Origin of the sequence: Prevotella melaninogenica (assembly GCF_003609775.1) — a bacterium.
GTDB classification, from domain to species: domain Bacteria; phylum Bacteroidota; class Bacteroidia; order Bacteroidales; family Bacteroidaceae; genus Prevotella; species Prevotella melaninogenica_A.
Genome location: NZ_AP018049.1, coordinates 1,659,420 through 1,685,696 on the forward strand (window position 1 = coordinate 1,659,420; position 26,277 = coordinate 1,685,696).

Below are 26,277 nucleotides of genomic sequence, written 5' to 3' on the forward strand. Positions count from 1 at the left end.
CATAATTATGATTACCGATACTCACTTAATTTATTGCTGCAAGCAACTCGTTCACTCGTCAACTTGTCTACTCGTCAACTAAACTAAAAGTTCCTGTTCACGTCGCAAGTAACTTGTTCACTCGTCAACTTGTCTACTCGTCAACTAAACTAAAACTCCTGTCCAAGGATGAAGTGGAACTGGCTGCCGCCCTTTGTACCAAATACCTTGTCGAAGCCGTATGCCCAGTCGATACCCATCATACCCACCATTGGGAGGAAGATACGAACACCAAGACCAGCAGAACGCTTCATGTCAAATGGATTGAACTTACTTGTCTCTGTCCATGCGTTACCAGCCTCAACGAATCCAAGACCATAAATGGTTGTATTACCCAAGAGGAATGGATAACGAAGCTCCAATGAAAGACGGCTGTAAGCATAACCCTCGGCACCGTATGGAGTGAGTGAACCGTTCTCATAACCACGAAGACCAATTGTCTCCTCAGCGTAACCAGTAGAGTATCCACTCATACCATCACCACCCATGTAGTAGGTTTCAAACGGACTTTTCTTGTTTTTATTGTAACTACCCAACAAACCGAACTCAACACGGGTCATCAAAACGAAGCATTTCTGACCACTTGTAAGGGCTGTAAAGGTGCGAGCCTTGAACTTCCACTTATGATACTCAACCCAACGATACTTCTCCTGCTGCTCCTGTGAGTAGGTTGGAGAGTTGCGGTCGTTTGCCAAGTTTGCATAGTCCTTACCGTCCCACTTAGACCAAGGCGGAGTAATCGTCAATGATACAGAGAAGTCAGAACCACGACGCGGGAAGAGTTGGTTGTCTGTTGACGTACGATTAAGCGCAATGTTGAGGTTCAAGTTGTTCGCTGAACCATTCGACATGATGAAGTAACGCCAGTTACGCAACATGTAACGCTGGTACTGTAGCTGGAGTGACAAGGTGAAATAGTCATCAGGCCAGCTAAGACGCTTACCCCAACCAGCATAGACACTCAAGAGTTTCACATACTTGTCTGGGTCATAATAGTTCTCGTAGCTATTGTAATTGTAGTTACCATAACCGTAACGATAGTTGTTATAGTTATTCATGTAACCACTATTATAATAGTTGCTTGATACGTCTGTCTGCTTTGAATACGACATACCCACATTGAATTGGATAGGACGCTTGCCGCCCAACCAGTTGGTTGAGTACTGTGCATTATACGACTGGTAGTAAGTACCATTGGTCTGTGCACCCAATGAAAGTGTTTCACCATCACCGATAGGCAAGATACCACGATGCTCACGATTCTTACGGAAGAGGTTTGCCATAGAGAAGTTATTCAACTTCAAACCGACACGACCAATAACACCCGTCTGACCCCAACCGAGTGAAAGCTCAACTTGGTCGTTTGACTTCTGCTTGAGGTTGTAGTTGATGTCAACAGTACCATCCTCTTCGTTTGCAACAGGCTCTGGATTAATTGCTTCTGGGTCGAAGTGTCCCATTGAAGCCAACTCACGTGCAGAACGCATAAGTGCTTCCTTAGAGAAGAGATCGCCCGGCTTTGTTCGCAACTCACGACGCACAACATTCTCGTAAAGGCGGTCATTACCATTAATAACCACACGCTTGATTCGTGCCTGCTGACCTTCAACGATACGCATCTCAAGGTCAATAGAGTCACCAACTACATTTATCTCTATTGGGTCAAGTCTATGAAAGAGATAACCATTATTCCAATAAGCATTCCTCACAGCATCCTCATCTACCGAAAGACGCTTATTCAAGTATGTCTGATTATACACATCACCCTTCTTCATGTCCAATAGACGTGACAGATAATCAGTTGTATAAATAGTATTACCTACCCATTTGATATTACGGATATAATACTTCTTACCCTCATCTACCTTTACATAGACATTAACATGCTTCGGATCAACGTTCCAAACACTATCCTTCAAAATCATAGCATCACGATATCCATATTCGTTGTACTTCGTGATAAGGTTCTTCTTATCCTCAGCCCAACGCTCAGGAGTGAACTTCTTCGACTTTAAGATATTAGAAAGCTTACCAGCCTCATGGGTTTTAGCAAAGGCACCCTTGCTAAACATGGTTCCTTTAATCTTCTTTTCGCCCAACTGGTTGTCGCCATCAATGATGATAGAGCGCACCTTCAGTTTCTCCTTCTTATCTACATCGATATCAAGGATAACCTGATTCTTAGCTGCAACATCGTCACGCTGACGGATGAAGACCTCAGCATTCTTATAACCCTTGTCTTCAAAGTACTTCTTTGCAAGTATCTTCGCACGGTCAATCATGTTAGGCGTAATCTGTCCACCCTTCAAAAGACCGAGTTTCTTTTCCATATCCTCACGCTCAGTCTTCTTCAATCCATTATAGTTAATGGTAGAGATACGAGGACGTGGTGCAAGGTCTATCTTCAGATAGATATTATCTCCCACAATAGAGTCAGCCAAGATGGAAACATCAGAGAAGAGTCCGTGCTTCCAATAACGCTTCACAGCATCTGTGATAGCCGTACCCGGAACCTCCAACTCCTGTCCAACAGCGAGTCCTGAGATACCAGTGAGGACATAATCCTCATAGCCCTCAATACCAGTAACGGTCAGTCCTGCCAACTTGTAAGTCTTAGGAGTACCTGAATATGTGATATCTGGGTTTACAATCTTCTGCTGTGCACTCATCGTGAGCGAAACTCCAGAGAGTGCAAGGAGCATCAACACCTTATTTATTTTAGTCATCTATCGCGTAACTTAATTGTTTTCGTTTTCTTCTACTTGTTTCTCTGTCTTTCCAAAACGACGTTGTCTGCTCTGGAAACTCGCAATGGCTTTCTGCAAGTCCTGCTCATCAAAGTCAGGCCAATAGGTATCACAGAAGTATAGCTCAGAGTAAGCTATCTGCCATAAGAGGTAATTAGAGATGCGAAGCTCACCACCCGTTCTAATCAAGAGATCTGGGTCAGGCATGAAGTTAGTCTCCAAATGCTCGCTAATCATCTCTTCCGTAATCGTTTCGGGACGCAAAGGCTCAGTACTATTTGCCTGATGTTCTGCGACAATCTCCCTCATTGCTTTGGCTATCTCCCAACGTGCACTGTAGCTAAGAGCCACAACCATTGTCATTGCAGAGTTCTTTGCTGTATGCTCCTCCGTCTCACGCAACTTCTTCTGCACTTCTTCTGGCAGACGTGCCATGTCACCAATAACACGGAAACGCACATTATTCTTCATGAAGATTTCATCTTCCAAAGACGTAAGCACAAGGCCCATCAACGCAGCTATCTCATCCGTAGGACGATTCCAGTTCTCTGTTGAGAAGGTATAGAGTGTGAGAAACTTCACACCCAATCGTACACACTCTGATGTTATGCGTCGAACGGTATCCACTCCTGCCTGATGTCCGTAGGAGCGTGGCTTATTGCGTTCTGTTGCCCAACGTCCGTTACCATCCATTGTAATGGCAATATGCTGGGGTATTCGTGTCATATCTAATTCTTCTGCCATATCTTTTGAAGAGATAAACCTATGTTTTGTTCTGTACAGCACATACGTCTGCACGCTTTAGACATTACCTATATATAATAGGTGGAAACTAACTTCCCTTACTCGTCCTCGTTATGACAAGTCTTACACTTTGCCATGAAACTATAAGAGAACGTCAGTTGTAGGGTTGAATAGCTGTCCGTATTCTTAAAGAGTCCGCTACTCTTAATGCCGTAGGGGTCTTTCTGTCCGTCTAACTCATCGCTGAGCGAGAAATGTAACGCCCATTCCAATCCTACGTTCATTCGTTCACTCACCTTATACTTCACACCCAACCCGATTGGAAGATTGGCTGTAAGCACCGACTTGCGGTCGCCACCTTTGATATTAACATAGGTAGCACCCAATCCTATCATTGCGTATGGCGACAAGCGCTGTGCACCACGATAGTCACGACCCGTACCGTATGGCAGGAAGTTATATTCGTATGCAAAGCCTACATCAACCAATGAATTGTCGAATGTATAGGGAGCCGAAGCAAAACGTGGATAGTAAGTCTTGACATCAGCTGATGAACCTTTCATCTTTCCAAACGATACGTTCATCTTTAATCCCATATAAGGACTGAGATTATATCTTGCCAGCACCGTTCCCATCGGCTGAAGGTCTTTGAACAACGACTCGTTAAAATCGCCTAAGTAACCCATCATACCAACACCAGCACCAATCTCCATCTTATACTCCGGGTCCGACTGCGCCCAGAGAGGCGTAGCAGCAAGGAAGAGGAGGAGGTTGATGAAGATACGTTTCATTGTTGTCCAGTTTTGAATAGCTTATTCTGCCAAACGGCTAAGGTTCAATGCCCAGCCTACTCGATTGAGTCTACCACGCCAAACCTTTGTACCACTGATTACCCAGAGGTATTCGTCGCTATCAACTGTTGCTGCAAAAGCATTTGCTACCTGCATGTCTGTTGGATAAGTGAAGCTCTTATCGCTCTTCCATGTGATACCACCATCACGTGAGAGAAGCATAGAAGCCAACTTACCACTATTATCAACGCCCAACGCAAGGGCTGCCTTATCATAGTTTACAACTGCAAGACTCTTGTAAAGAGGAAGCTGGAACTTGTCGGCATTGCTCTCTACATAGCTCCATGGCTCATTCTGACGATAAGATAGTTTCGTCCAAGAAACATTCTTTGTGCCACTTGCCAATGTACCAACAAGCTGAACACGATACAAGTCAGATGTAACTGCTGTAAGCGAAGAATTGATATTGTTTGCTGGAAGGAGCGATGCGTTGCTATCTAATGACTCGTTAGTCCAAGTAACACCATTGTTCTTTGAAGCCAACAACGTACCTGACGTTGATAGCGCAAACAACTCTGCTAGCGATGCTGCCACCAACTGCTTCAAACTGCTGTTTGTAGCCACCGTGGTCCAGCTGCTGCCATCTGTAGAGCTATAAACCGTACCATTGTCGATAACGAAAAGCTTAGTACCCTGCACTGCCACACTCTTATAAGCATTTGCATTAAAGGTCTTGCTGAGCTTTGTCCAACTATTGCCATTATCCTTTGACGCAGCATAAACAATAGTCTGACTGCCATTCGCACCAAAGACAAACACCTTGCTACCCGCACTAACAGCCTTCATTGCTGTAAACGAAGCGAAGTTACTGTTCGCTTGCAGTGCCTGCCAGCTAAACACGTTGCCCTTCTGCTTATGAACATTCACAGAAACCTTGTAATCTCTGTACTCACTTCCCTTGTTTGAATAAACACGGAAAGTACGTGGAGTGCTGAAGTCAATAGAATCATTGCTGCTGTAATAAGTGAACTTCTCCTCTGTAGTTGACTTGATAACAACAGTTCCGCTATTCTTTGTCACAATCTTAGCCAACGCACTTGCTGGCTTCGTACCGTATGGCAAAGAGTCAGGGTTATAAATCAAGCCTTGTGCCTGATCGATATAGAACTTAACCTTAGCACCATTGAAGTTGCCCGTATAAGTACTATCGCTACCATTCTTGGCAACGGTATCACGCACTTGCTTTAATTGTCCCAAAGAAAAGCTCAAAATAGCCGTGTCTTTGTAACTTACACTATTTTTCTCGTCGTCGTCCTTAAGACAAGATGTCATTGTCAAAGTAGCCACCATTAAAGCTACGAGAGTATATATCTTATTACGCATCAGATACTAATAATTGAATTTAACTGCAAATTTAATCAGAATTCTTCAGAATCAACGTCTTTGACGAGGTTAATTATGTAAAATATCGAAAATAACTGCGTTTTTTTAAGTTTGTTTAGTAAGTATTGCCAAAGTAACGATAAACTTGAAGAAAAATAACCAATAAATCACATCTGATAAGCTTCTGCTATCTTCCTTACCTTCCCATGAACTTTCCGACTGGTACTATCACTTTTTTTACTTGACTTTACTCGACTTAAAACCTTATCATTCTTCTACTTTTCTACGCCTTTATTTGTCTACTTATTTTACATTACATTACACTACCATTTGCCCTCATTGCAAAAAAAATCGTATAAGAAGCAAAAAAGACCCTAACAATACTGAGAAGTGTTTTTTATTTGTTACTTTTGCTGATATAATAACTAAAAATATGAATACATCAAAGAAGATAACGGTACAGAGTACTGAAATATCTGTGCTGATAGGAAAGAATGATAACGACTATATCAGTCTAACGGATATGGTGAAAGCCAACGATGGAGAAGACCTTATTCGCAATTGGATGAGAAATAAAAACACCTTAGAATATCTTGGTGTTTGGGAAAGTCTGAATAATCCAAATTTTAAAGGTGTCGAATTCGACACCTTTATGAAAGAAGCAGGATTGAATAGATTTAATATGACTCCAAGGAAGTGGATAGAAGCAACTAATGCTATTGGCATCGTATCAAAAGCAGGGAGAAATGGAGGGACTTATACACACAAAGATATAGCCTTTAACTTTGGCATGTGGATTAGCCCAACATTCCAACTTTATATTGTAAAGGAATACCAGCGGTTAAAAGAACAAGAGAGCGATCCGCTTTCGTTAGAGTGGAACGCAAAGCGAATACTATCCAAAACCAATTATACACTTCATACCGATGCTATTAAAAACGTGATTATTCCTAAAATGGACATTAATGCTATCAAGCATGGGATTATCTATGCAACTGAAGCTGATATGCTAAATATAATTCTTTTTGGGTGTAAAGCAAAAGAATGGGCTCAAGCTAACCCAAATTTGGCATCTAAAGGAATAAATCTTAGAGAAACTGCAAGCATCAACCAGTTAGTAGTATTATCTAATATGGAATCTGCTAATTCTGAAATGATAAAGCAAGGGGTATCAAGAAAGCAACGTTTTGAGATTCTCCATAAAATGGCAAAAGAACAGTTAAAGGTACTTGACACGAACAATATAGAACAAAGATTTAGAAAGATCTTACCTGATAGCACAAAGAAAATAGAGTAATTAGTATCGAAATAGTTTACACATTTAAGGAATTATATTCGTCTTAAGAGTCTACTGCTACTCTAATAAATATCTATCGTAACTCATCCTACTTCTTTCAGTCAACGTAATGATGCCTCGCACATCTTGTGCGGAGCGTCCGCACAGGTCGTGCGGAGGCTGAACACGAGTGGTGCGGACTACTCAACACATTCGCCATAATCCCCATTAGAAGTTTGATAAGCAGATGAAAACAATAAAGCAAGCCTACAACATGATAAACCGTACTGAAAAGCTGAGGGAAGTGGAGGTCACTTAAGTTTAGAACTTTGACGTAATATCACACAGAGAGAAGGAGAACACAGAGAAGTATAAAAAAAGCGATGCAAGTCACGGAGGCACTGTCGGTGTATAGAGAAACAGAGAGCATTTACTTTTTTTGAGATTTATACACAAGGCATTTACCCCAAAAGGCATCAGGACTCTGTACGCTTCGTCTCTGTCGCTCTGTGTGCCATCGACACCTCAGTGCATTGTGTTTAGCTCCGTCTTCTCAGCACCTCTGTGTGCCTTATTATGTAAAAATCTCAGTTTAACACTCCACATTTCGAATAATCCATAACTTTACCAAAACAAACTTTGCTGTCACTCCTGTCACTCAAAACTACCACTTAACTCACTAATAATCAGCACAATTACACAAAGTGTTAAAAGTGACAGCAAAATAAAATTAAAATTATTGTAGTAATAGTACGTAATATTTCTACCTAAAATTAGCAATCTTATTATTCTATATTACAGCAGAACAAACAAAAACTCCCACCCGTATTGCTACGGATGGGAGCTATTATTATCTATTCAGAAATATTCCGAAAGAATTAGAGCTGTGGACCAGCTGCTACGAGAGCCTTACCAGCCTCGTTTGTCTCGTACTTCTTGAAGTTCTTGATGAAACGAGCTGCGAGGTCCTTAGCCTTCTCATCCCACTGAGCTGCATCAGCGTAAGTGTCACGTGGATCGAGGATATCAGTTGCAACACCTTCGAGCTGTGTAGGAACAGTGAAGTTGAAGTAAGGAATCTGCTTTGTTGGAGCAGTATCGATAGAGTGGTTCAAGATAGCATCGATGATACCACGTGTATCCTTAATAGAGATACGCTTGCCAGTACCATTCCAACCAGTGTTAACCAAGTAAGCCTTAGCACCGCTCTTCTCCATCTTCTTAACAAGCTCCTCAGCATACTTTGTTGGGTGGAGCTCCAAGAATGCCTGACCGAAGCAAGCAGAGAATGTTGGAGTTGGCTCAGTGATACCACGCTCTGTACCAGCCAACTTAGCTGTGAAACCAGAGAGGAAGTAGTACTTAGTCTGCTCTGAATCCAAGATAGATACTGGAGGCAATACACCGAAAGCGTCAGCTGACAAGAAGATTACCTGCTTAGCATCTGGACCCTGAGAAACAGGAGCCTGGATGTTCTCGATGTGGTAGATAGGATAAGAAACACGAGTATTCTCAGTTACGCTCTTATCGTTGAAGTCGATCTTACCATTAGCATCAACAGTTACGTTCTCGAGGAGAGCGTCACGCTTGATAGCCTTGTAGATATCTGGCTCAGACTCCTTGTCAAGGTTAATAACCTTAGCATAGCAACCACCCTCATAGTTGAAGACACCCTTGTCATCCCAACCGTGCTCGTCATCACCGATGAGCTTACGCTTTGGATCGGTAGAGAGAGTAGTCTTACCTGTACCAGAAAGACCGAAGAAGATAGCTGTGTTCTCACCGTTCATGTCAGTGTTAGCAGAGCAGTGCATAGAAGCCATACCCTTCAATGGCAAGAAGTAGTTCATCATAGAGAACATACCCTTCTTCATCTCACCACCGTACCATGTGTTAACGATTACCTGCTCCTTAGTTGTTACGTTGAACATAACGCAAGTTTCTGAGTTAAGACCGAGCTCCTTCCAGTTCTCAACCTTAGCCTTAGAAGCATTGTAAACGATGAAGTCTGGCTCCTGCTCGAGGTCAGCCTCGCTTGTAGGACGGATGAACATGTTTGTTACAAAGTGAGCCTGCCAAGCAACCTCCACGATGAAACGAATCTTCATACGTGTGTCAGCGTGTGTACCGCAGAAACCGTCAACAACAAAAAGACGCTTGTTAGACAACTCCTTCTTAGCGATATCCTTAACAACTGTCCAAGCCTCCTTAGAAGCACGGTGGTTGTCATTGTGGTATTCCTCAGAATCCCACCATACTGTATCGTGAGAGTTCTCATCATCAACGATGAACTTATCCTTAGGAGAACGACCAGTGTAAATACCAGTCATTACGTTTACTGCGCCAAGCTCAGTTACCTGACCTCTTTCATAACCCTGAAGGCTTTCTTTTGTCTCCTCTTCGAACAATAAGTCGTAAGATGGATTGTAAACAACTTCTGTTGTACCTGTAATACCGTACTTCTCAAGTACGCTCTTATCAAACTTTGCCATTTCTTATAAATGTATTTAGTTGAAAATTGATTTAGACTCTTTTTTGTGTCTTATCTACAAAGACACCGCAAAGGTAATATAATTATTAAGTTCAAACAAAAAATAGCGAAGAAAAAGTATCAAAGTATTTACTTAGAAGGTTAAAGAAATAAAAAAAACAACAAGCATAGCTATATTTGCAAATCAGACTTAGCAAAACCTCAGATTTATTTCTTACTTTTGCCGAAATTTTGTAGAGCAGGTTGCTAACTTGCTTATCTATAACACCTAAGATAGAAAAATGGACATCATTAACTTTTCAGAGCAGAACTCTATCATCAATCAGTATTTAGCTGAAATCCGTGATAAGGATTATCAGAAGAATCGCTTGCTCTTCCGCAATAATGTTATGCGTATCGGAGAGTTCGAAGCTTTTGAAATCTCAAAAACATTGAACTACGAACCAAAGGATGTTGTTACTCCGTTAGGTACGGCTCAGGTAAATGTACCAACTGATAAGATTGTTTTGGCAACTATTTTCCGTGCTGGATTGCCTTTCCATAACGGTTTCCTTAACATATTCGACCATGCTGGTAATGCCTTCGTTAGTGCTTATCGCGAATATACGGATGCTGATCATCATGAGGTAGGAATCCACGTTGAATATCTTGCTACACCAGACATCAATGGTAAGACACTTATCATCGCTGACCCAATGTTGGCTACTGGCGGTTCTATGGAACTTGGCTACAAGGCTATCCTCTCAAAGGGAAATCCTCGTCATGTGCATGTTGCCTGCTTGCTGGCTACACCAGAAGGTATCGCACATATCCGTAAAACCTTCCCAGAAGACTCAACAACCATTTGGTGTGCAGCTATTGATGAAGGATTGAATGAGCATAAGTACATTGTTCCTGGTTTCGGTGATGCTGGTGACTTGTGCTATGGTGAGAAATTATAAGATATCTCCTTAATACAACAAAGGACGATAAAAGTGAGATGCTTTTATCGTCCTTTGTCTTTTTATCCAGTTCCTCCAGCTTAGACCTTAGAGGCAATATGTCTTCTATAGACATCTAAGTGCGATTTCTGTAAGACGTCACTGATATGGCTCATACGCTGTTTCTGACTCATGTCGGTATCGTTTTGCGTCTCATCCTCCTGCATCATAATACGACCATTGCCCTCAACAGGCAGGAACTCATACCACTCCACTGGTACATCATGCCATGACCCATCACCGCCATATTTACTAATATAAGACATACGATGTTCTGAACGGAAGCCGTAAGCCGTAACATTTATCAGCGTACTGCCATCTCCTTGTGCCGCAGAAGAAGTCTTCATAATACAAGGAGTCACACAATTAGGATGCTGGAAATTCTCCTGTCCCCAGAAGTTAGCCAATGCTTCATGCTCCCAGAACGAACTCTTCCGTTCCATGTCATATCCGTAAATATCCTTCTGTGGTCGTATCTGCTGATACATCGGTACACACAACAGGGGAGCGAAACTAAAGTAGATGGCACGGAAATACCTCGCATTGATTTCGTAAAAGTCTTTCTTAGCCTTCTCAAAGTCAAAACTACGATACTGAGCAGGATTCATATCGAGGTCTAACATTTGTAGATGTTCTGGCATGATAGTGTTTATCATGTAATGCTTATCGAAATCAAAGTCATCACCATAACCCTCTTTATCGTCCATCAGCAATGCCATCATACTCTGTTGTGCCAATGGCGTAAAGAGTAAAGCATATTGCTGATTGTTATTACGATTACTTGTATTGAACGCAACCTCAAACTCTTCGTTGGTCAACATTGCAAAGTCACTACTCTCAAGGTTACGAGCTTTGCGTCGCAACCAGAATCTATCCCATTTGAAACGCAATGAACCATCCTTACCAGCCAATCCACTTGGCTTACGATAGAAAGTCAAGTCGGGTGCTGCAGTATTACCATAGATAAGCCGAGTACGCTCAAAGTAATTAGGATAGGGTGCAGTTACACTGGCATATAAGGTTTCCGAATGAGACACTGTACGCATCTTTCCATCTGGCCCTCGCTCTGTCGTTGTCCAAAAAATTGTCTTCTGACCATGATAAGTCTTCTCTCCCATCTCCATCTTCCGTGTTCGACAGATGACAAAGGGATTACCATTGATAAGCCCAGAATGGGAATAAAGTACCGAACGTTCAGCATTAAAGGAGTCGTTCCATCCGTATGTTTTACGAAGGTCTGCCAATCTTTGTGTGGTGAAATAAGGGTCGAACTCCAATCTGGGTACGGTCTTTGACATCATACGTGTGAAGACATCCCAGTCATAGAGCCTATTCAAAGCTGCCATCTGATTCCATGCTCGCTCTTTCAACGCCTTCACCTCATTGGCTAAATCGTCATGCTGAACACGCAAGGATTTCAATGTCGGATGTACTTTTAACAATAGGAAGACAAGCAATAAAGCTGCTCCGCCGCCTATCATCAAAAGATATTCCATCGGAAACTCATTTCTCTTCACATAAACAACAGCAGCACCTGCCACCACAGCTATCCACAGAATGACACACACGATAGTCCACATCGTGATACGACCAGACACATCCGCAAGATTCTTCTCTCCTGCATAGATTTGTCGACACGTCTCACGATTAGCCTCAACATCAACCTGAGCCTCTTCGGCAAGTGCATTAAAGGTTTCATCAGCCACCTTCTTGAACTTCTCCTTAAAGGTGCTGATGTATTCGTTTAGTGGATCATAGATATCCTCTACCATTTACCTCCGCTGTCTTAGAAGAATTTACCTCTTGCTGCCTCACGTGTCTCTGCCGTTGCTGTGAATGGTATGCGAGTTGTGTAACCCTGCTGAGCAGCAACAATCATCTTTGTTGGCCAAGAGAAGATGTCAGTATTCCATTGTGTCACACGACTGTTATATACAGTGCGAGCTGCCGTAATCTCTCGCTGCAGATAATTATTCTGCTGCATCGCATCAGCAATAGCATTGTGTGCTTTCAACTCTGGATAAGCCTCAACCTGTGGAAAGAGTCGTCCAAAAGCTGTGTTTACTTGTGCATTCACATCACTTCTATTTCCTTCGTTCACACCACCAGAACGAAGAGCTGCAACAGCCTTCATCACGTCTTTGTCAAGGTCGATAGCACGCTCTACCAGACCAACTACGTTCTGAAGTATCTGTACACGCTGTTCCAAATAGTTGTCTATATTAGATGCCTCAGCCTGAATACGCTGCTCTAACTTCTGGAAATAGTTACGTGCTGATATCTTCATAAAGATAAAGATAACACCAGGGAGAATTCCCACCAGACAGCCTACAACACCAACAAGCAATGGATTTGTCATCGTACTACCCAATATCAGCACAAATAACAATACCAACACCGGACCAACCACCCACAAAGCAATCTGAAAAAGGGTTGAACCAAAACCTACTTCAACAGGGAGTTGCTTGTCAATTACATGTACGTCACGACCTGCATCATTCACAGGTCCTGTCACTTCGTCCAATAAATTCGCCATAGTTAAATCTGTTTTTTGTTTTCAATAATATCTGTTTTTAGGCTTCAAAGATACATTTTTTTCTTAAAGAGAGCAAATCTATACTCGTTATCTTCTGTTTTATAAACTCAACATGATAAATTATAGCATCAATTAGCATAGTTCCTAAACTCTACAAAGGAATTACAAAGATAGGGGCGTACGATTTGATACGCCCCACATCTTTATGAGTTAGGTCCTTTCAGCATATTACTTCAACTTAAAATAGTCTATCAGATTACGTCCCCATGCTGGCTGCATACCATTCTGCTTTTCCTTAGCAAAGAGTTCTTTGATGGTTTCTAAATCCTTTGGAGTATTCATACTTGGACGACCAGTCTCCTTACTCATCTTCTCAAAAAAGATATAAAGGAGAACACGAGGACGAGGATTAGATGGGTTAATACCAATAGCTGACTTGTAATAACAGATTGCATCAATGTAATAAAGTTTACCATTCACTGATGGATTCTGTGTGATGAGTGCTGCATAATAAAAACCCTTCAACGTAAACTGTTCTGAACGATCAACTCCCTTTTTTGTCTGCAATGCCTCAAGGTCAGCCTTCACCGCATCTAAGAATAAGGAGGAATAATCACTCTGTGGAGAGCGAGCAGCATACTGAAGGGCATAGAACACACGATAATAGGTAGGGAGCCAAGCATCTGGATACTGCATTTCCATACGCTTCAATTCATCCATTCCCTTTACAATAGATGTAGCTTCGTCTGCCTTGACGTTACTTAAAGTGGTTTTTAACTGTGCTTCGAACTGATTGTTGTTCTGTGCATTCATACTGGTTGCAAACATAAGAGCAACGATAACGACGATTTTAGAAACTAAAGTCTTCATACGCTTTGATTTTAAAAAGTGAAACATTGATTTCTGTCGCAAATGTATCAAAGCTTTTGATTGCCTCCAAATAATAGGGACAGACAGCAAAAAAGTGGTTTAGATAACTATTCACACCGCTGAAATACTATATTTTGGGACGAACAACTAACACGCTTAGTCCGTTGTATAGTTAAGAGAATGATGTAATATTTCTGACTAAAGTAAGAAGACAAGCACTACTCATTATTACAAGAATTATTTTACTTTTACTTTGCTGTCACTTTTAACACTTTGCATAAACCTACTGTAAACTAACAAGTTAAGTCTTCATAGCAGATGACAGCAATGACAGCAAACTCAATTCTAAAAGAATTACCTTACGATAGACAGAAAAGAATAGAGTGCATAACCTCTATATAAAATGGAAAAAACAAATTTTATCAACGTTTATTACCTAATAATAAAATAAAAATGTTAATTTTGTAGCGTGTTGTTTCAAAGACACAATGACATCGTTGAAAAAATAAGAGGCGTTATGCTTATCTTGTAAGTCGAGAACCTAGGAAATTCAAGACACTTGCACAAGGATAGCATAGTGGTTCTCACGCTATAGCGTGGGCTGCTATTACTACTTTCGTGCAATGGGTTTTCCTAGGACCTTCGACTTAGAATGTGGACATAGCCAGTTCACGCTTCTGCATTATTAATGCTATTACTAACTTTTTAAGGGCTAAACGGACTGGATAATGGCTCAATAATTGACTATGGACAAACAAGAATTGTATGAAAAATGGGTAGACAAAGTCTGCCAGTACATCGAGAGTGTAGGTCCTGAATTTAACTGTACGAGTTGTGCAATGCAGTCTAAACCTGTGTTGGATAAATCTCCACAGGTAGTATTCCTTGGCTACAATGCTCATGAACCTTTCCCTTATCAAGGGGCAAACAAGGAACGATTTTATGAAGGAAATCCTTACTTTTACACTGAGCGTGAAAAGTGGCCTGTATGGGGAAAACTCTATGCAGCTATGAAGTGGGCTAAGTTTACAGAGCCTATGGAAGACGGTAATTACGTGTTTATGAACGCTGTCTATTTTGGTAGTCAGGATATTAAGGAACTGAAAGCCAAGAAAGGAAGTACAGAAATCATCAATCAATGTCTTGATTTCAGTGCGGAAGTTATCAAGGATATTTACCATCCAAAAGCCGTAGTTTGCTTCTCTATACCCGATTGCTTTACTCCTTTTGTCAATCGTTTAAACATTAAGGAAGTAGAGAGCATTGTTCCCCCAATGGTTAATGGAGAACCTGCTAAACACGGTGTAGCAAAAGCAATGTGGGGCGATATAAAGATTTTAGGAATACCCCACCCCTCAGGCAGAATCAGTTATGATGACTTGGGGGCAATTGCAATGTATCTGCAAAATGAACTTTAAATAAACTAACTAACAAAAATTATGGGACAAATTGTAAACTTTGGTCGCGAAATGATTCGTATTAACTCTGAGAAAAATCGCATTGAGTATTCAACAAATGGAGGGAATACTTGGCATTCTCGTTATTCAGGTTCTAATGCTGGCGAATTTTATAGCTTATGTGATTATGGTAATGAGTTATTAGCTTGTACTTCTAAGGGGGTTTATTACTCAAAGAATGGAGGAATCAGCTGGCATTCTCGTTACACAGGATCTACTGCAGGAGATTTTAAAGAGATTACTGTACAAGGAAACGAGTTACTTGCTCAAACGAGCAAAGGACTGTATTATTCTAAGAATGGTGGTATTTCTTGGCATCGTCGCTAATTTAATCTCATTCCCCAGTCTCTTTGTGATTGGGGAATAAACAAAAATAAATTTATGAAAAATATAGAGTATCAAAGACTAATTTCGCTTAGTCTTATTTTTATTGCTATTGTCGTATTTTTTGGTAGTGCCATTATGTTTGGCAACTACAATACACAAGATATTTGGCCGAGAATTGTTGGTGCATTGTTTGGAGTAGTCTTATCTGCCATCATTACAATGCTTCTTTTGTCTGGTCAAACTCGTAATGCTTTAGAAAAGGAACGCAACGCTGAAATATTTAAGGAGAAACTGAAAATTTATCAAGAGTATCTTCATGCACTATGTAAAATACTGAAAGATGGTGAGATTACATCAGAGGAAGCTGTTGAGTTGCAATTTCTAACATCATATATCTCATTACACACAAGAAGTGAGAGTATTTATCAAATAAGTGCTAAAGCTTCAAATATAATCAATTTATACGTAAGTGAGAAGTCGCAAACAAAGAATACAGAAGATTTGCTTAAAAATCTCTTTGAGATAGTCCATTGTTTTAGAAAAGAATTATATCCGAAAGACATGACGTGGGATAATACTGATATTAATAAGACGATAGAGGAACTTCAGATTTTAGAGCAAGTGGCTGTATAGAAATAATCTCACCGATAAAAGATGATATTATTTTGAATAGGTAATTGACATCGTTGAATATAATAGACAAGGCACAAACTCTTATGTACGATGAATAGAAGAATTTATTTTGCAGGCTCTATACGTGGCGGTAGAGAAGACGCAGGCTTATACAAGCGTATTATTGACTATATAAACAAAACTGACATTGTGGTTACAGAGCACATCGGGCAAGCCGATATGAGCATGAAATCCCAGACACTTATGTCAGATGCTTATATTTACGAACGTGATACTAAATGGCTTGAGTCGTGTGACTTGCTGATAGCCGAATGTACTTGCCCCTCTCTTGGTGTCGGCTACGAATTGGCTTATGCTGAGGCACACGGTATTCCTGCTTATATTTTCTATAATGAGTTGCGGTCTAATATTTCAGCGATGTTGAATGGTAATCCGTATTTCACGGTTGTTCCTTATGAAAATGAAGAAGAACTGTATCAAATACTTGATGATATACAGAACTTAAATGTAGATTGTGCGAGTCTATTAACTGTCGATTCCGAAAATAAGCAAATTGTTGAAAAACTTAAACGAGATGGAATCTCTTGCATAGAAAAAGGAGAGTATACTCTTATGAACCTCATCTTAGCAAACTCAAAAGAGGCTATTGAAAAGGTTCATTTACTTTCATTGCATCAAAATGATAAGACAAAATTAGTCCTTCTACAAACTTCAGACATATTTGAAGTTGATGAAAAAGAAATGTTTGACGCAATTCTTTCGTTTCCAAATGGTAGTAATACTTATGAAGAAATAAAGTCGTTTTTATATTGTATTCGTAACTTACTCGAATTTCATTGGATAATATCAGTTGATTTTTATGATTTCTATTCAGTGATAAAGGGGAAAAATATAATTTCTATGCAAAGGTTTACTTACAGAAAAGACATAAAAGAAGCACTATACAAGCTGAATTACAACAGAGATAATAAACAGAAAAAATATATCTTCGCTATCAGTGGCGTACGTAATCAGGAAGAAGGTCTAAGGCAGATACAAGCATTTGATAAATATCTTTCTGAAAAACTATTTATTAAAGAGTCTGATTTTTGCTATAATGTCATTCCTTATGGGATGAAGCAAGTAATTTTACTAACAGCCACATCATATTAATCAATACAAATAGTTTTTCCATTAAATGTATGAATACTTTTCGTATACCTTTGACAGAAAAACCTAAGTTGCTCATTAGACAAAAGCATAGCTAAGTCTCTCAGCTTTCTATTCTATTATCATCCTCCGACACGGAGCCTCTTATTTACTTTAATACTTCAAAAGATAACCACTTGAAAAATCATTACATATTTTCAAACAAAACAGCTATAAATAAGGACAATAACACGGATAAAAAGTAGGTTTGTAACCAACAGGAAATCAATTGGTTATAAAGTAGTAAAAGAAAAGGTGCTTAATTGGACTTCAAAAGGGCGTTAGTTGGACTTCAAAAGGGCACCTATTGCAAGTCAATTAGGCGTCTTTTAGAACCCAAAAGAGCATGGATTGAGTTTGAGGTTCATGAAAATATTTTACAAATATCTATTAATAAGGGAATAAGTTGTTTGTAAAAAACAGAAAAACATGCTAATAATTAGATATTAACCAACGAAGTGGCGGAGACCGGGAACAAAGGTGCGAGAGACTGGGATGATGTCTTCACAACCCAAAAGACGAAGTTGATAACCGTTGGAGTTACCTTTTGCAGAAGTAATATTATTGATATTCACAAGGAAGGAACGATGACACTGAAAGATATTATCGTAAGGAAGGTCATCCTTTAAGGCTATCAACGTCGAACGGAGTTCAGCCTTTACCACTTTACCTTCTTTTATATAACATACGCAGACATTGTTTTTTCGAGCTTCAATATAGAGTAGATTGTTGATAGGTAAGGTAAGGTCGGTTCCCCGCAGGTTCTGGTCGTGCAACGTGATAAGGATTCCTTCCTGTTCATCAGAGGTCTTCTTTATCATTTCTTCCAGTCTACTATTCAACATACGGTTATAGTTTACCAACGTAAAAATAGCTGTAACGATTACCCAAACAAGGAAGGTCCAATAAAAGAATGTACTGAACAGCTGCCATGTTAATGGCATTTGGAAGAAGAAAGCTGCATAGAGCGTCATAGAGATAGCCATCGCAAACTCGATAGCTATACTATAAAGGATGATATAACCATTGGTGATTGGGACATCTTTTCGCGATGGTCTTTTGAAGAAAAAAAAGGCACAAAGCCACTGAACGAAGATGGTCATAAGACAAAAACCAAGACACATCAAAAAGATACTACCCCGATACTGGCTAATCCCGAACGGCTGTAGGAGGTAAAGAAACAAGAAAATGCCAACTCCCAGCGCAACACTCGTGCGCCAGGAAGTGGCATTTGTCTGTATCGTACACCTGCTATGTAGAAATGAGGTTAGTCTTCTCATGATGTCTTAAATGGTTGGTTGTCCACAAAGATACATCTTTTCCTCTTTCTAAGCAAGTATATTTTGTCTTAAAATATTATTCCTTGACCTCCCAAATATCGTTGGTCTCGAGCATCTCCATAAAGGTGTGGTAATGCTTCTGTGCCTTCACCTCCTCTATCTGCTGATTGACAGCAGCATCATAGGTAGGAGCCTCAACATCACGAATAACTCCGAGGGCTATAGGGAAGCCGTCCTCATTGCTCATCATTGCAAGTTTCAGCTGCAAGGTATTGTCTTGACTGTGGGCATCATGTACGAGGATATCATCGCGAGTAATACCATTCTCGCCTATCTTAACCACCTTCAAGCCAAAGCCTTCCTGTACAAGTCCAAACTCATTGTCTGCACCGAAGATTAATGGCTCGCCATGTCTAACGTAAATAGCATTCTCCTTACGACCTTGTGAGGTATAAACTGAGGTGTGACAGCCATCGTTGAAGATAACACAGTTCTGCAAAATCTCGCAAACAGCAGCACCCTTATGCTGATAAGCAGCCTTAAGGATAGCGATTGTTTCAGTGTTATCACTGGCAACACTACGTGCGAAGAAGTTGCCACGAGCACCAAAGCAGAGTTCTGCTGGGTGGAATGGGTCTTCTGTTGTACCGTAAGGACTTGACTTAGAAACAAAGCCACGTGGACTGGTTGGTGAATACTGTCCCTTCGTAAGACCGTAGATACGGTTGTTCAGAAGAATCATATTCAGGTCCACATTACGGCGCATCGCATGGATAAAGTGGTTACCACCGATAGCAAGTGCATCACCATCGCCCGAAACCTGCCAAATAGTAAGGTTCGGATTGGTCACCTTCGCACCAGTGGAAATCGCTGCTGCACGACCATGAATAGTCTGCATAGCGTATGTATTAGCATAATAAGGTAATCGGCTTGAGCATCCGATACCACTGATAACGGCTGTTTCGTAAGGTGGAACACCTAACTCTGCCATTGCTTTCTGCAAACTGGCAAGGAAGAAATGGTCGCCACAGCCGGGACACCAACGTGGTTGTCCCTTCTTAAAATCTTGTGCTGTATATTGATTCATGACTTTTTCATTTAATTCACAATTCATAATTCATAATTCATAATTGTGATTACTTCTATTCGCTTGGGGCTATTAACAAGCATCTTGTCAACTCGTTAACTCGTCCACATGTAAACTCATTAAATCCTTAATTATGATTACTTCTATTCACTTGGAGGTATTAACAAGTAACCTGTCAACTCGTTAACTCGTCCACATGTAAACTCATTAAATCCTTAATTATGATTACTTCTATTCGCTTAGCTCTTAACAAGCAACTTGTAAACTCGTTAACTCATCCACTTGTAAACTCATTAAATCCTTAATTATGATTACTTTTATTCGCTTAGCTCTTAACAAGCAACTTGTAAACTCGTTAACTCGTCTACATGTCAACCCATTAACTCATCTACTTGTAGACTTCCCAACGTCGCAAGCAACTTGTAAACTTGTTTACTTGTCTACTCGTCAACTATTCTACTCAAGTATCTTCGTATAGAAAGTACCAGTTTCTTCCTTTGGTAGTGGAGCCTTGAGAAGTTTCTCAAAAGTTGTAACCAACTCGGTGACAACGAATGGTTGACCCTTAACTTGGTTATACTGATAAGGAGCGAAGTGGTTGATACGAATACGCAAGAGGGCTGCAAGCTGACCAAGATTTTGTTCTGCAACAACGACTTTCTTATAACGACTAAGCACTTCTGCAGTGTTCTTTGGCAATGGATTCACATACTTGAACTGTGCCAAAGCAACCTTATGACCCTTACTACGCAAATTTTCCATTGCAGAATAGAGATGACCGTAAGTACTACCAAAGCCTACAATAAGCAAGTCGGCATCATCCTCGTCGCCCTGAACAACCAAATCAGGTACTGGAATGCGTGCCACCTTGTTCCAACGAAGGTGGTCCATCTTGTCATGGTTCTCTGGATCGGTTGAAATAGCACCCGTTTCACCGTCTTTCTCCAATCCACCAAGGATATGCGTATAGCCTTCCGTGCCAGGAATAGCCCAGTAACGCGCCAATGTCTTTGGGTCACGTTTGTATGGAGTGTACTTATACTTCTGGTCTTCTGTAACGAAGTGTGGATGGATTTCTGGCAACTCTTCGATATTTGGAAGTTTCCAAGCAGAAGAACCATTAGCAATGAATGCATCGGTAAGAAGCACAACTGGCGTCATGTGTTCCAATGCAATCTTACAAGCGTTATAGGCTGCATCGAAGCAATCAGTAGGACTTGTAGCTGCAATGACAGGCATTGGACTCTCACCATTACGGCCGTAAAGCACCTGCAAGAGGTCGGTCTGCTCACTCTTCGTAGGCATACCCGTTGATGGACCACCACGCTGTACGTCGATAATCACCAATGGAAGTTCATCAATAAGCGCAAGGTTCATAGCCTCACTCTTCAAACATATACCAGGACCAGAGGTCGAAGTAGCAGCCAATGCACCAGCGAAAGCAGCACCAATAGCCGATGCACAACCAGCAATCTCGTCCTCACACTGTACGGTTGTTACACCCATTGACTTATGCTTAGCCAACTCATGCAAGATATCAGTTGCTGGAGTGATAGGATAAGAACCTAAGAAAAGACGCAAGCCAGCACGCTCAGCCGCAGCCATCAGACCGTATGCAGTAGCCTTATTACCCGTAATATCCATATAACGGCCAGGCTGTTTCACTTTTGATTCAATGCGATAGGTATTAGGAACAGAAGCATGTACATTATGACCATAGTCATAGCCTGCACGTACAACCCTTATATTCGCCTCAGCAACGGCTGGTTTCTTCTTAAACTTTGTCTCGAGATAGTTGTTTACCAAGTCTAAGTCGCGGTTGAAAAGCCAGCAAACAAGACCCAAAGCAAACATATTACGGCACTTCAGCATGGCTTTATTGTCCATGCCAGTATCAGCCAAACAGTCCTTCACCATCTTTGTTATCGGGCAAGCCACTACACGATCAGGGTCAATACTCATCTCGCCCAGATAGTCATCACTGCGGAACTCAGCCTTCTGAAGGTCACGCTGTCCGAATGAATCAGTGTCGATAATGATTGTACTGTTAGGCTTGCAATGTTTATACTGCATCTTCAACGCAGCAGCATTCATTGCTACAAGAACGTCACAGCGGTCACCAGGAGTATAAACCTTGCTCGCACCAATATGAACCTGGAATCCACTCACACCTGTCAAGGAGCCTTGCGGGGCACGGATGTCAGCCGGATAGTCTGGGAAAGTAGACACACCATTGCCGACAGAAGCCGAGACAGTGGTGAAAATGTTACCCGCAAGCTGCATACCATCACCTGAGTCACCAGAAAAGTGTATAACAACACTGTCGAGTTCTTTCACTTCGATTTGTTCTTCCATAGATTATTTCTTGTTTATGTTAGTAAATCGTTTCTGTATTACTTAGCTTTTCCACTTTAGTAGTAAAGCTTATTTAACAAACTTCTTGCCATTAAGAACATAGATTCCCTTTGGCAATTCGCTCTCATGAGTCCCCATCTTAGCACCCTGCAACGAATAAATATCATTGCTTTCTGTGCTTTCCTGTATCTTTGTCATTGGAACGCTAATACTCGTAGGAATATGCTTCTCCTTTTGATAGACACGTATCCAATCGACGCGCATCTCGTATGTATGATTCACATCTGCATTTTTCGCCCACGAACCATTGCCCACTGACTGATTGAGAATCAGGTAGAAATTAGACTTATCAAACGGCCATTGCTCCTGACTATCATTCTGTTTCTTATATTGGAACACACGTTTACCATCAGCAAAGAAGGTCAGAACATCCTCTTCCCACTCTACTGCATAGGTATGATAACGATTCATCGGCATCAAAAGATTGCCAGAGTGTGGCTCATTTCTATGACTCTGAGTCCACGCAGAGTGTACGGTTGCATAACAACGCTGCTCATTATCAATCTGCTCAAAGATATCAATTTCACCGCCTTTTGGCCATCCGAACTTTGACTTTGGCATCATCCAGATAGCAGGGAAGTTACCTATAAAAGGATTAACCAGTGCACGACACTCCACACGACCAAAGCGGAAAGTAAAGCTCTGACTGGTTTCAATACCACCAGAAAGCATTTCCACATTATCTTTTGACCTATCAGGATTAGGAATGGTACGCAAAACAAGATTACCATCCTTCATAAAAGCCACTTCAGGAGAGTTGCTCAAAAACCGTGCCCATGTAACTTTTGGATAACGGGTACAGTATCTCCACACATTAGTATCAGGCAAAGTGCCATCTGGCTCATTAAACTCATCATGGAAGACGAGCGTATATTCAGCTCCAGGGATTTCCGCGTCGGGTGGTAATGGTTTTACACCATCAGCCAATTTAGCCCCCTGAGCAAACGATACTGTGGAAAACAATACCATTGTAAGCACTGCAAGAAATCTCTTATTGTTCTTCTTTTGTGACATGTTTTTATTAAGATTTTATCTAAATCGGTACAATCTGAAAAGCATAGAATCATCCTATAGCACAGATGAAAACACAAGGATTCTGACATAACATAGGTCTACATTTCCCCACATTGCTTTCTCGACTTTCCGTTTTTTAGATTATCTTTTGTTTACGTTAGTGTATTCTGAGGACAAAAGTGCGAAATATTATTGAGAAAACAAAATGTTTTGAGGAGAAAAAATATATTTTTATATCTTATGAGTAAAAAGCATCCAGAAATCAACACAACAAATACTCTACAAGAGAAAAAAATATATAAAATCAATGAATATTATGTCGATAATATTTATCAACTATCTATACCTTTCATTAAAACACATCATTCAACACCTAAATAACCACAAATTCACATCACCAGCACCCAACATTCAACTCTCACAATCCTCCATCACCAAATTATTTTCATGAAAAGAAATATTCTTCTTCATGAAAATAAATATTTCTTTTCACGTAAATAAAATCTTTTTTTCATGAAAATAATTCGGCAAAGACGACTTATTCCCTCAAAAAAGCAAGTATAAAGACTCCTTTTTAACTCTCTTAACACGTTTTGTTGATGGCTAATAAAAACCAAATCATTTCCTTCTTTAGATAATAAATGGTAGTTCTTCATAGTATCCTTCTTTAGTAGAGATTGGAACATTATCAAACTCTCTTAGCAGAAAGTTTGTATCCTATGCTGGCTTAATCATGGATTTTTGTATCTTTGCAGCATTACTAACCCTTTAATTCTAATCAATATGACAAAGTACGTAATTCAAGTGAAGAAGGACCCGCTGAAGAAATAAGAAGCGAAAGCTTATCCGCAGACCTCACCAATCACACCTATAAATCTGACTTCAATGATTAAAAAACAAATATTTAAAATCGTTGCTAATCAGTATTTAGCAAAGAGCAGGAATTGTCTTATAAGACAATTTTAAGAGGGTGCATAGCAAGGTGATTTTTACTACATTTTTAATATAGTAGAAATTAGTGCAAATAAGTTAGTAAATAGAGATTAACATTAAATTATAAGAAAAAAATGAACTGGATAAAAATAAACAATATACGCTGGAAGAATATAGAAAATATTCTCTTTGTAATAGCTATTTTTTTATTATTAACATTAGGAATAGAGATCTTATTAATAGAGAAATTAAGAATAAGCTCGGTAGAGGCTACATTAATAATAGGAATAGTTTCTGCTTTTGCAGGTACAATGAAAATTTCTGCAACAATAAAACAATCAAGTAAAAGTACTTTTATCAATACCATAACGATTGCTCGAAAAGAATATATGGCAGAACTTCGTAAAGCTGTTGAAGAATTCTGTGTAACAGCCGAAAGAAAAGACAAAGATAAATTGAAAGAACTGTCGTATCGTTTAAAATTGTTGATGAATCCTGCTGATAAGGATAATGAGCATTGGGATAGGAAAGCTATTGAAATGATTGATAAAATACTCCAAGCAGAAAATAAAGAAGACGATATAGATAAATTCATAACATTAATGCAATCCTGGCTTACTCTTGAATGGCATGGAATGAGAAAAGAAGCTAAGAAAGGGATTATGAGTGAAGATGATGTGATAAACTTGAGGAATGCAGAATACAAAAAGTATAAAGAATGGATTGAAGAAAAAGACAATGGACAAGAATAGTATATTACAATATAAATCATCGTTCGACAGCATTGTCAGATACATTGAGAGCGATGATAGCAAAGAACAGATAGAAGTTTGGTTTGCACGCGAACTACAAACAATATTAGGCTATGCGCGATGGGAGAATTTTCTTGTTGCCATACGACGAGCAGTAGATTCGTGTAAAACACAAGGAATCAATCTTGATGATCATTTTCGTGAGGTCACGAAAATGATAGAAATAGGCAAAGGAGCAAAACGAGAGGTACCCGACTTTATGCTTACTCGCTATGCCTGCTATCTTATCGCCCAAAACGGCGACCCTAAGAAAGAAGAAATTGCCTTTGCCCAAAGCTACTTTGCCGTACAAACACGAAAAGCAGAATTAATAGAAGAGCGACTGAACCTGCTATCTCGTTTAGAAACCCGCGATAAATTGAGAATGGCTGAAAAACAATTATCGCAGAACATATATCAGCGAGGAGTTGATGACAAAGGCTTCGGGCGCATACGTTCTAAAGGTGATACCGCACTTTTTGGAGGACACACCACTGAAGATATGAAGAAACGATTGGGAGTGAAATCTAACAGACCATTAGCAGACTTTCTACCCACCCTTACCATAGCTGCCAAGAACCTTGCTACAGAGATGACCAACTACAACGTAGAAAACAAAGGCTTGCATGGAGAACTGCCTATTACGCGCGAACACATACAGAATAACTATAGTGTGCGTAATATGTTGGGACAGCGTGGTATCAAGCCAGAAGACCTTCCACCCGCAGAAGATATTAAGAAACTGGAACGCAAGGTTGTACGAGACGAGAAAAAGATAGAACAAATCTCACAAAAACTACCGAAGAACAAAAATAGTGATTCATAATATACTTTAAGTCTGCAACATTATTCCTTGTGAGAAAATTTTATCTATTGAGCTATCTTTTTAGGGGACTCTATCTGTTGATTCCTGGATTTTATGGAGTTCTTCGAGGGCTTGACTAAGTATACCCCCCAATCCTATGGGGAGTACGACAACTATAACAAAAATACTGTTTTATTCAAGGAAGAACTCAAAGTTATGGGCTTTATTTGTATGTAGGTTCAGGATATTCTGACATATCCAAGTGATTTGAGAACTTTGTTTCTCAAACACTTGGCTTTCTTAAAAGATTTTACGCTGTAGAATTAAGGGATAATATCAGAGTTTTATTGTAACTTTGCAATACTTTCCAAAAATGAAAGCTTACTACAATAAAACAAGACATTGACAACGTCATTGTTATGGCTATCCTCAAAAGGGAAAAGGGTTTGTAGAATAGCTTTCTTTTGATGAAGGAAACTGGACAAATAAA

At 40.2% G+C, this 26,277-nt stretch carries 20 protein-coding genes; 8 read left to right on the forward strand and 12 right to left on the reverse strand.

Going from position 1 to position 26,277, the window contains the following annotated elements; genetic code table 11:
• Positions 1 to 149 precede the first annotated feature (149 nt).
• From PMEL_RS06735 to PMEL_RS06750, 4 genes are all read right to left on the reverse strand, one after another.
• On the reverse strand, positions 150 to 2,765 hold the full coding sequence (locus PMEL_RS06735) for an outer membrane protein assembly factor (protein WP_120174531.1): 2,616 nt from the start codon (positions 2,763 to 2,765) through the stop codon (positions 150 to 152).
• 12 nt (positions 2,766 to 2,777) lie between these two features.
• On the reverse strand, positions 2,778 to 3,530 hold the full coding sequence (locus tag PMEL_RS06740) for an isoprenyl transferase (protein ID WP_120174532.1): 753 nt from the start codon (positions 3,528 to 3,530) through the stop codon (positions 2,778 to 2,780).
• 98 nt (positions 3,531 to 3,628) lie between these two features.
• Positions 3,629 to 4,321: a DUF6089 family protein gene (locus tag PMEL_RS06745; RefSeq protein WP_120174533.1), complete on the reverse strand. Its 693-nt coding sequence runs from the start codon at positions 4,319 to 4,321 to the stop codon at positions 3,629 to 3,631.
• Between the two features lie 21 nt (positions 4,322 to 4,342).
• Positions 4,343 to 5,704, reverse strand: coding sequence for a DUF6242 domain-containing protein (locus tag PMEL_RS06750; protein WP_120174534.1), 1,362 nt, complete (start codon positions 5,702 to 5,704; stop codon positions 4,343 to 4,345).
• Positions 5,705 to 6,137: 433 nt separating this feature from the next.
• Between PMEL_RS06750 and PMEL_RS06755 the strand changes: the two genes are divergently transcribed.
• Positions 6,138 to 7,001, forward strand: coding sequence for a KilA-N domain-containing protein (locus PMEL_RS06755; RefSeq protein ID WP_120174535.1), 864 nt, complete (start codon positions 6,138 to 6,140; stop codon positions 6,999 to 7,001).
• Between the two features lie 857 nt (positions 7,002 to 7,858).
• Here PMEL_RS06755 and pckA read toward each other — a convergent pair.
• A complete protein-coding gene (gene pckA, locus PMEL_RS06760) occupies positions 7,859 to 9,472 on the reverse strand; it encodes a phosphoenolpyruvate carboxykinase (ATP) (protein ID WP_120174536.1) in 1,614 nt (537 codons plus the stop codon).
• 280 nt (positions 9,473 to 9,752) lie between these two features.
• On the opposite strand from pckA, the gene upp reads away from it, so the two are divergent.
• Positions 9,753 to 10,412: a uracil phosphoribosyltransferase gene (gene upp, locus PMEL_RS06765; protein ID WP_120174537.1), complete on the forward strand. Its 660-nt coding sequence runs from the start codon at positions 9,753 to 9,755 to the stop codon at positions 10,410 to 10,412.
• An 80-nt stretch (positions 10,413 to 10,492) separates the two neighbouring features.
• Here upp and PMEL_RS06770 read toward each other — a convergent pair whose 3' ends face one another.
• The 3 genes from PMEL_RS06770 to PMEL_RS06780 form a co-directional block, all read right to left on the reverse strand.
• On the reverse strand, positions 10,493 to 12,223 hold the full coding sequence (locus PMEL_RS06770) for an MAG1210 family protein (RefSeq protein WP_120174538.1): 1,731 nt from the start codon (positions 12,221 to 12,223) through the stop codon (positions 10,493 to 10,495).
• A 14-nt stretch (positions 12,224 to 12,237) separates the two neighbouring features.
• Positions 12,238 to 12,987, reverse strand: coding sequence for a LemA family protein (locus PMEL_RS06775; RefSeq protein ID WP_120174539.1), 750 nt, complete (start codon positions 12,985 to 12,987; stop codon positions 12,238 to 12,240).
• 228 nt (positions 12,988 to 13,215) lie between these two features.
• Positions 13,216 to 13,857, reverse strand: a complete 642-nt coding sequence (locus tag PMEL_RS06780; protein WP_120174662.1) for a hypothetical protein — start codon at positions 13,855 to 13,857, stop codon at positions 13,216 to 13,218.
• 746 nt (positions 13,858 to 14,603) lie between these two features.
• On the opposite strand from PMEL_RS06780, the gene PMEL_RS06785 reads away from it, so the two are divergent.
• The 4 genes from PMEL_RS06785 to PMEL_RS12540 all read left to right on the forward strand — a co-directional run bounded on the left by PMEL_RS06785 (position 14,604) and on the right by PMEL_RS12540 (position 17,426).
• Positions 14,604 to 15,275: a hypothetical protein gene (locus PMEL_RS06785; protein ID WP_120174540.1), complete on the forward strand. Its 672-nt coding sequence runs from the start codon at positions 14,604 to 14,606 to the stop codon at positions 15,273 to 15,275.
• A 21-nt stretch (positions 15,276 to 15,296) separates the two neighbouring features.
• A complete protein-coding gene (locus PMEL_RS06790) occupies positions 15,297 to 15,641 on the forward strand; it encodes a WD40/YVTN/BNR-like repeat-containing protein (RefSeq protein ID WP_120174541.1) in 345 nt (114 codons plus the stop codon).
• A 54-nt stretch (positions 15,642 to 15,695) separates the two neighbouring features.
• Positions 15,696 to 16,274, forward strand: a complete 579-nt coding sequence (locus tag PMEL_RS06795; protein ID WP_120174542.1) for a hypothetical protein — start codon at positions 15,696 to 15,698, stop codon at positions 16,272 to 16,274.
• Between the two features lie 90 nt (positions 16,275 to 16,364).
• Entirely contained in the window at positions 16,365 to 17,426 is a 1,062-nt protein-coding gene (locus PMEL_RS12540; protein ID WP_120174543.1) for a nucleoside 2-deoxyribosyltransferase, read from the forward strand.
• Positions 17,427 to 17,908: 482 nt separating this feature from the next.
• Here the strand turns inward: PMEL_RS12540 and PMEL_RS06805 are convergent, their stop codons facing one another.
• From PMEL_RS06805 to PMEL_RS06820, 4 genes are all read right to left on the reverse strand, one after another.
• Complete coding sequence (locus PMEL_RS06805; protein WP_231999376.1) at positions 17,909 to 18,565, reverse strand: LytTR family DNA-binding domain-containing protein; 657 nt, start codon at positions 18,563 to 18,565, stop codon at positions 17,909 to 17,911.
• Positions 18,566 to 18,818: 253 nt separating this feature from the next.
• On the reverse strand, positions 18,819 to 19,829 hold the full coding sequence (locus PMEL_RS06810; protein WP_120174545.1) for a 2-oxoacid:ferredoxin oxidoreductase subunit beta: 1,011 nt from the start codon (positions 19,827 to 19,829) through the stop codon (positions 18,819 to 18,821).
• A gap of 456 nt (positions 19,830 to 20,285) precedes the next feature.
• The gene (locus tag PMEL_RS06815; protein WP_120174546.1) at positions 20,286 to 22,184 is read right to left on the reverse strand and encodes a 2-oxoacid:acceptor oxidoreductase subunit alpha; all 1,899 of its coding nucleotides are present in this window, start codon (positions 22,182 to 22,184) and stop codon (positions 20,286 to 20,288) included.
• Positions 22,185 to 22,253: 69 nt separating this feature from the next.
• A complete protein-coding gene (locus PMEL_RS06820; protein ID WP_120174547.1) occupies positions 22,254 to 23,258 on the reverse strand; it encodes a glycoside hydrolase family 16 protein in 1,005 nt (334 codons plus the stop codon).
• A gap of 1,067 nt (positions 23,259 to 24,325) precedes the next feature.
• Here PMEL_RS06820 and PMEL_RS06825 point away from each other — a divergent pair.
• Both PMEL_RS06825 and dinD read left to right on the forward strand, forming a co-directional pair.
• Positions 24,326 to 24,943: a hypothetical protein gene (locus PMEL_RS06825; RefSeq protein ID WP_120174548.1), complete on the forward strand. Its 618-nt coding sequence runs from the start codon at positions 24,326 to 24,328 to the stop codon at positions 24,941 to 24,943.
• The gene (gene dinD / locus PMEL_RS06830; protein ID WP_120174663.1) at positions 24,930 to 25,808 is read left to right on the forward strand and encodes a DNA damage-inducible protein D; all 879 of its coding nucleotides are present in this window, start codon (positions 24,930 to 24,932) and stop codon (positions 25,806 to 25,808) included. Before PMEL_RS06825 ends, dinD begins: the two co-directional genes overlap by 14 nt.
• Positions 25,809 to 26,277: the final 469 nt, after the last annotated feature.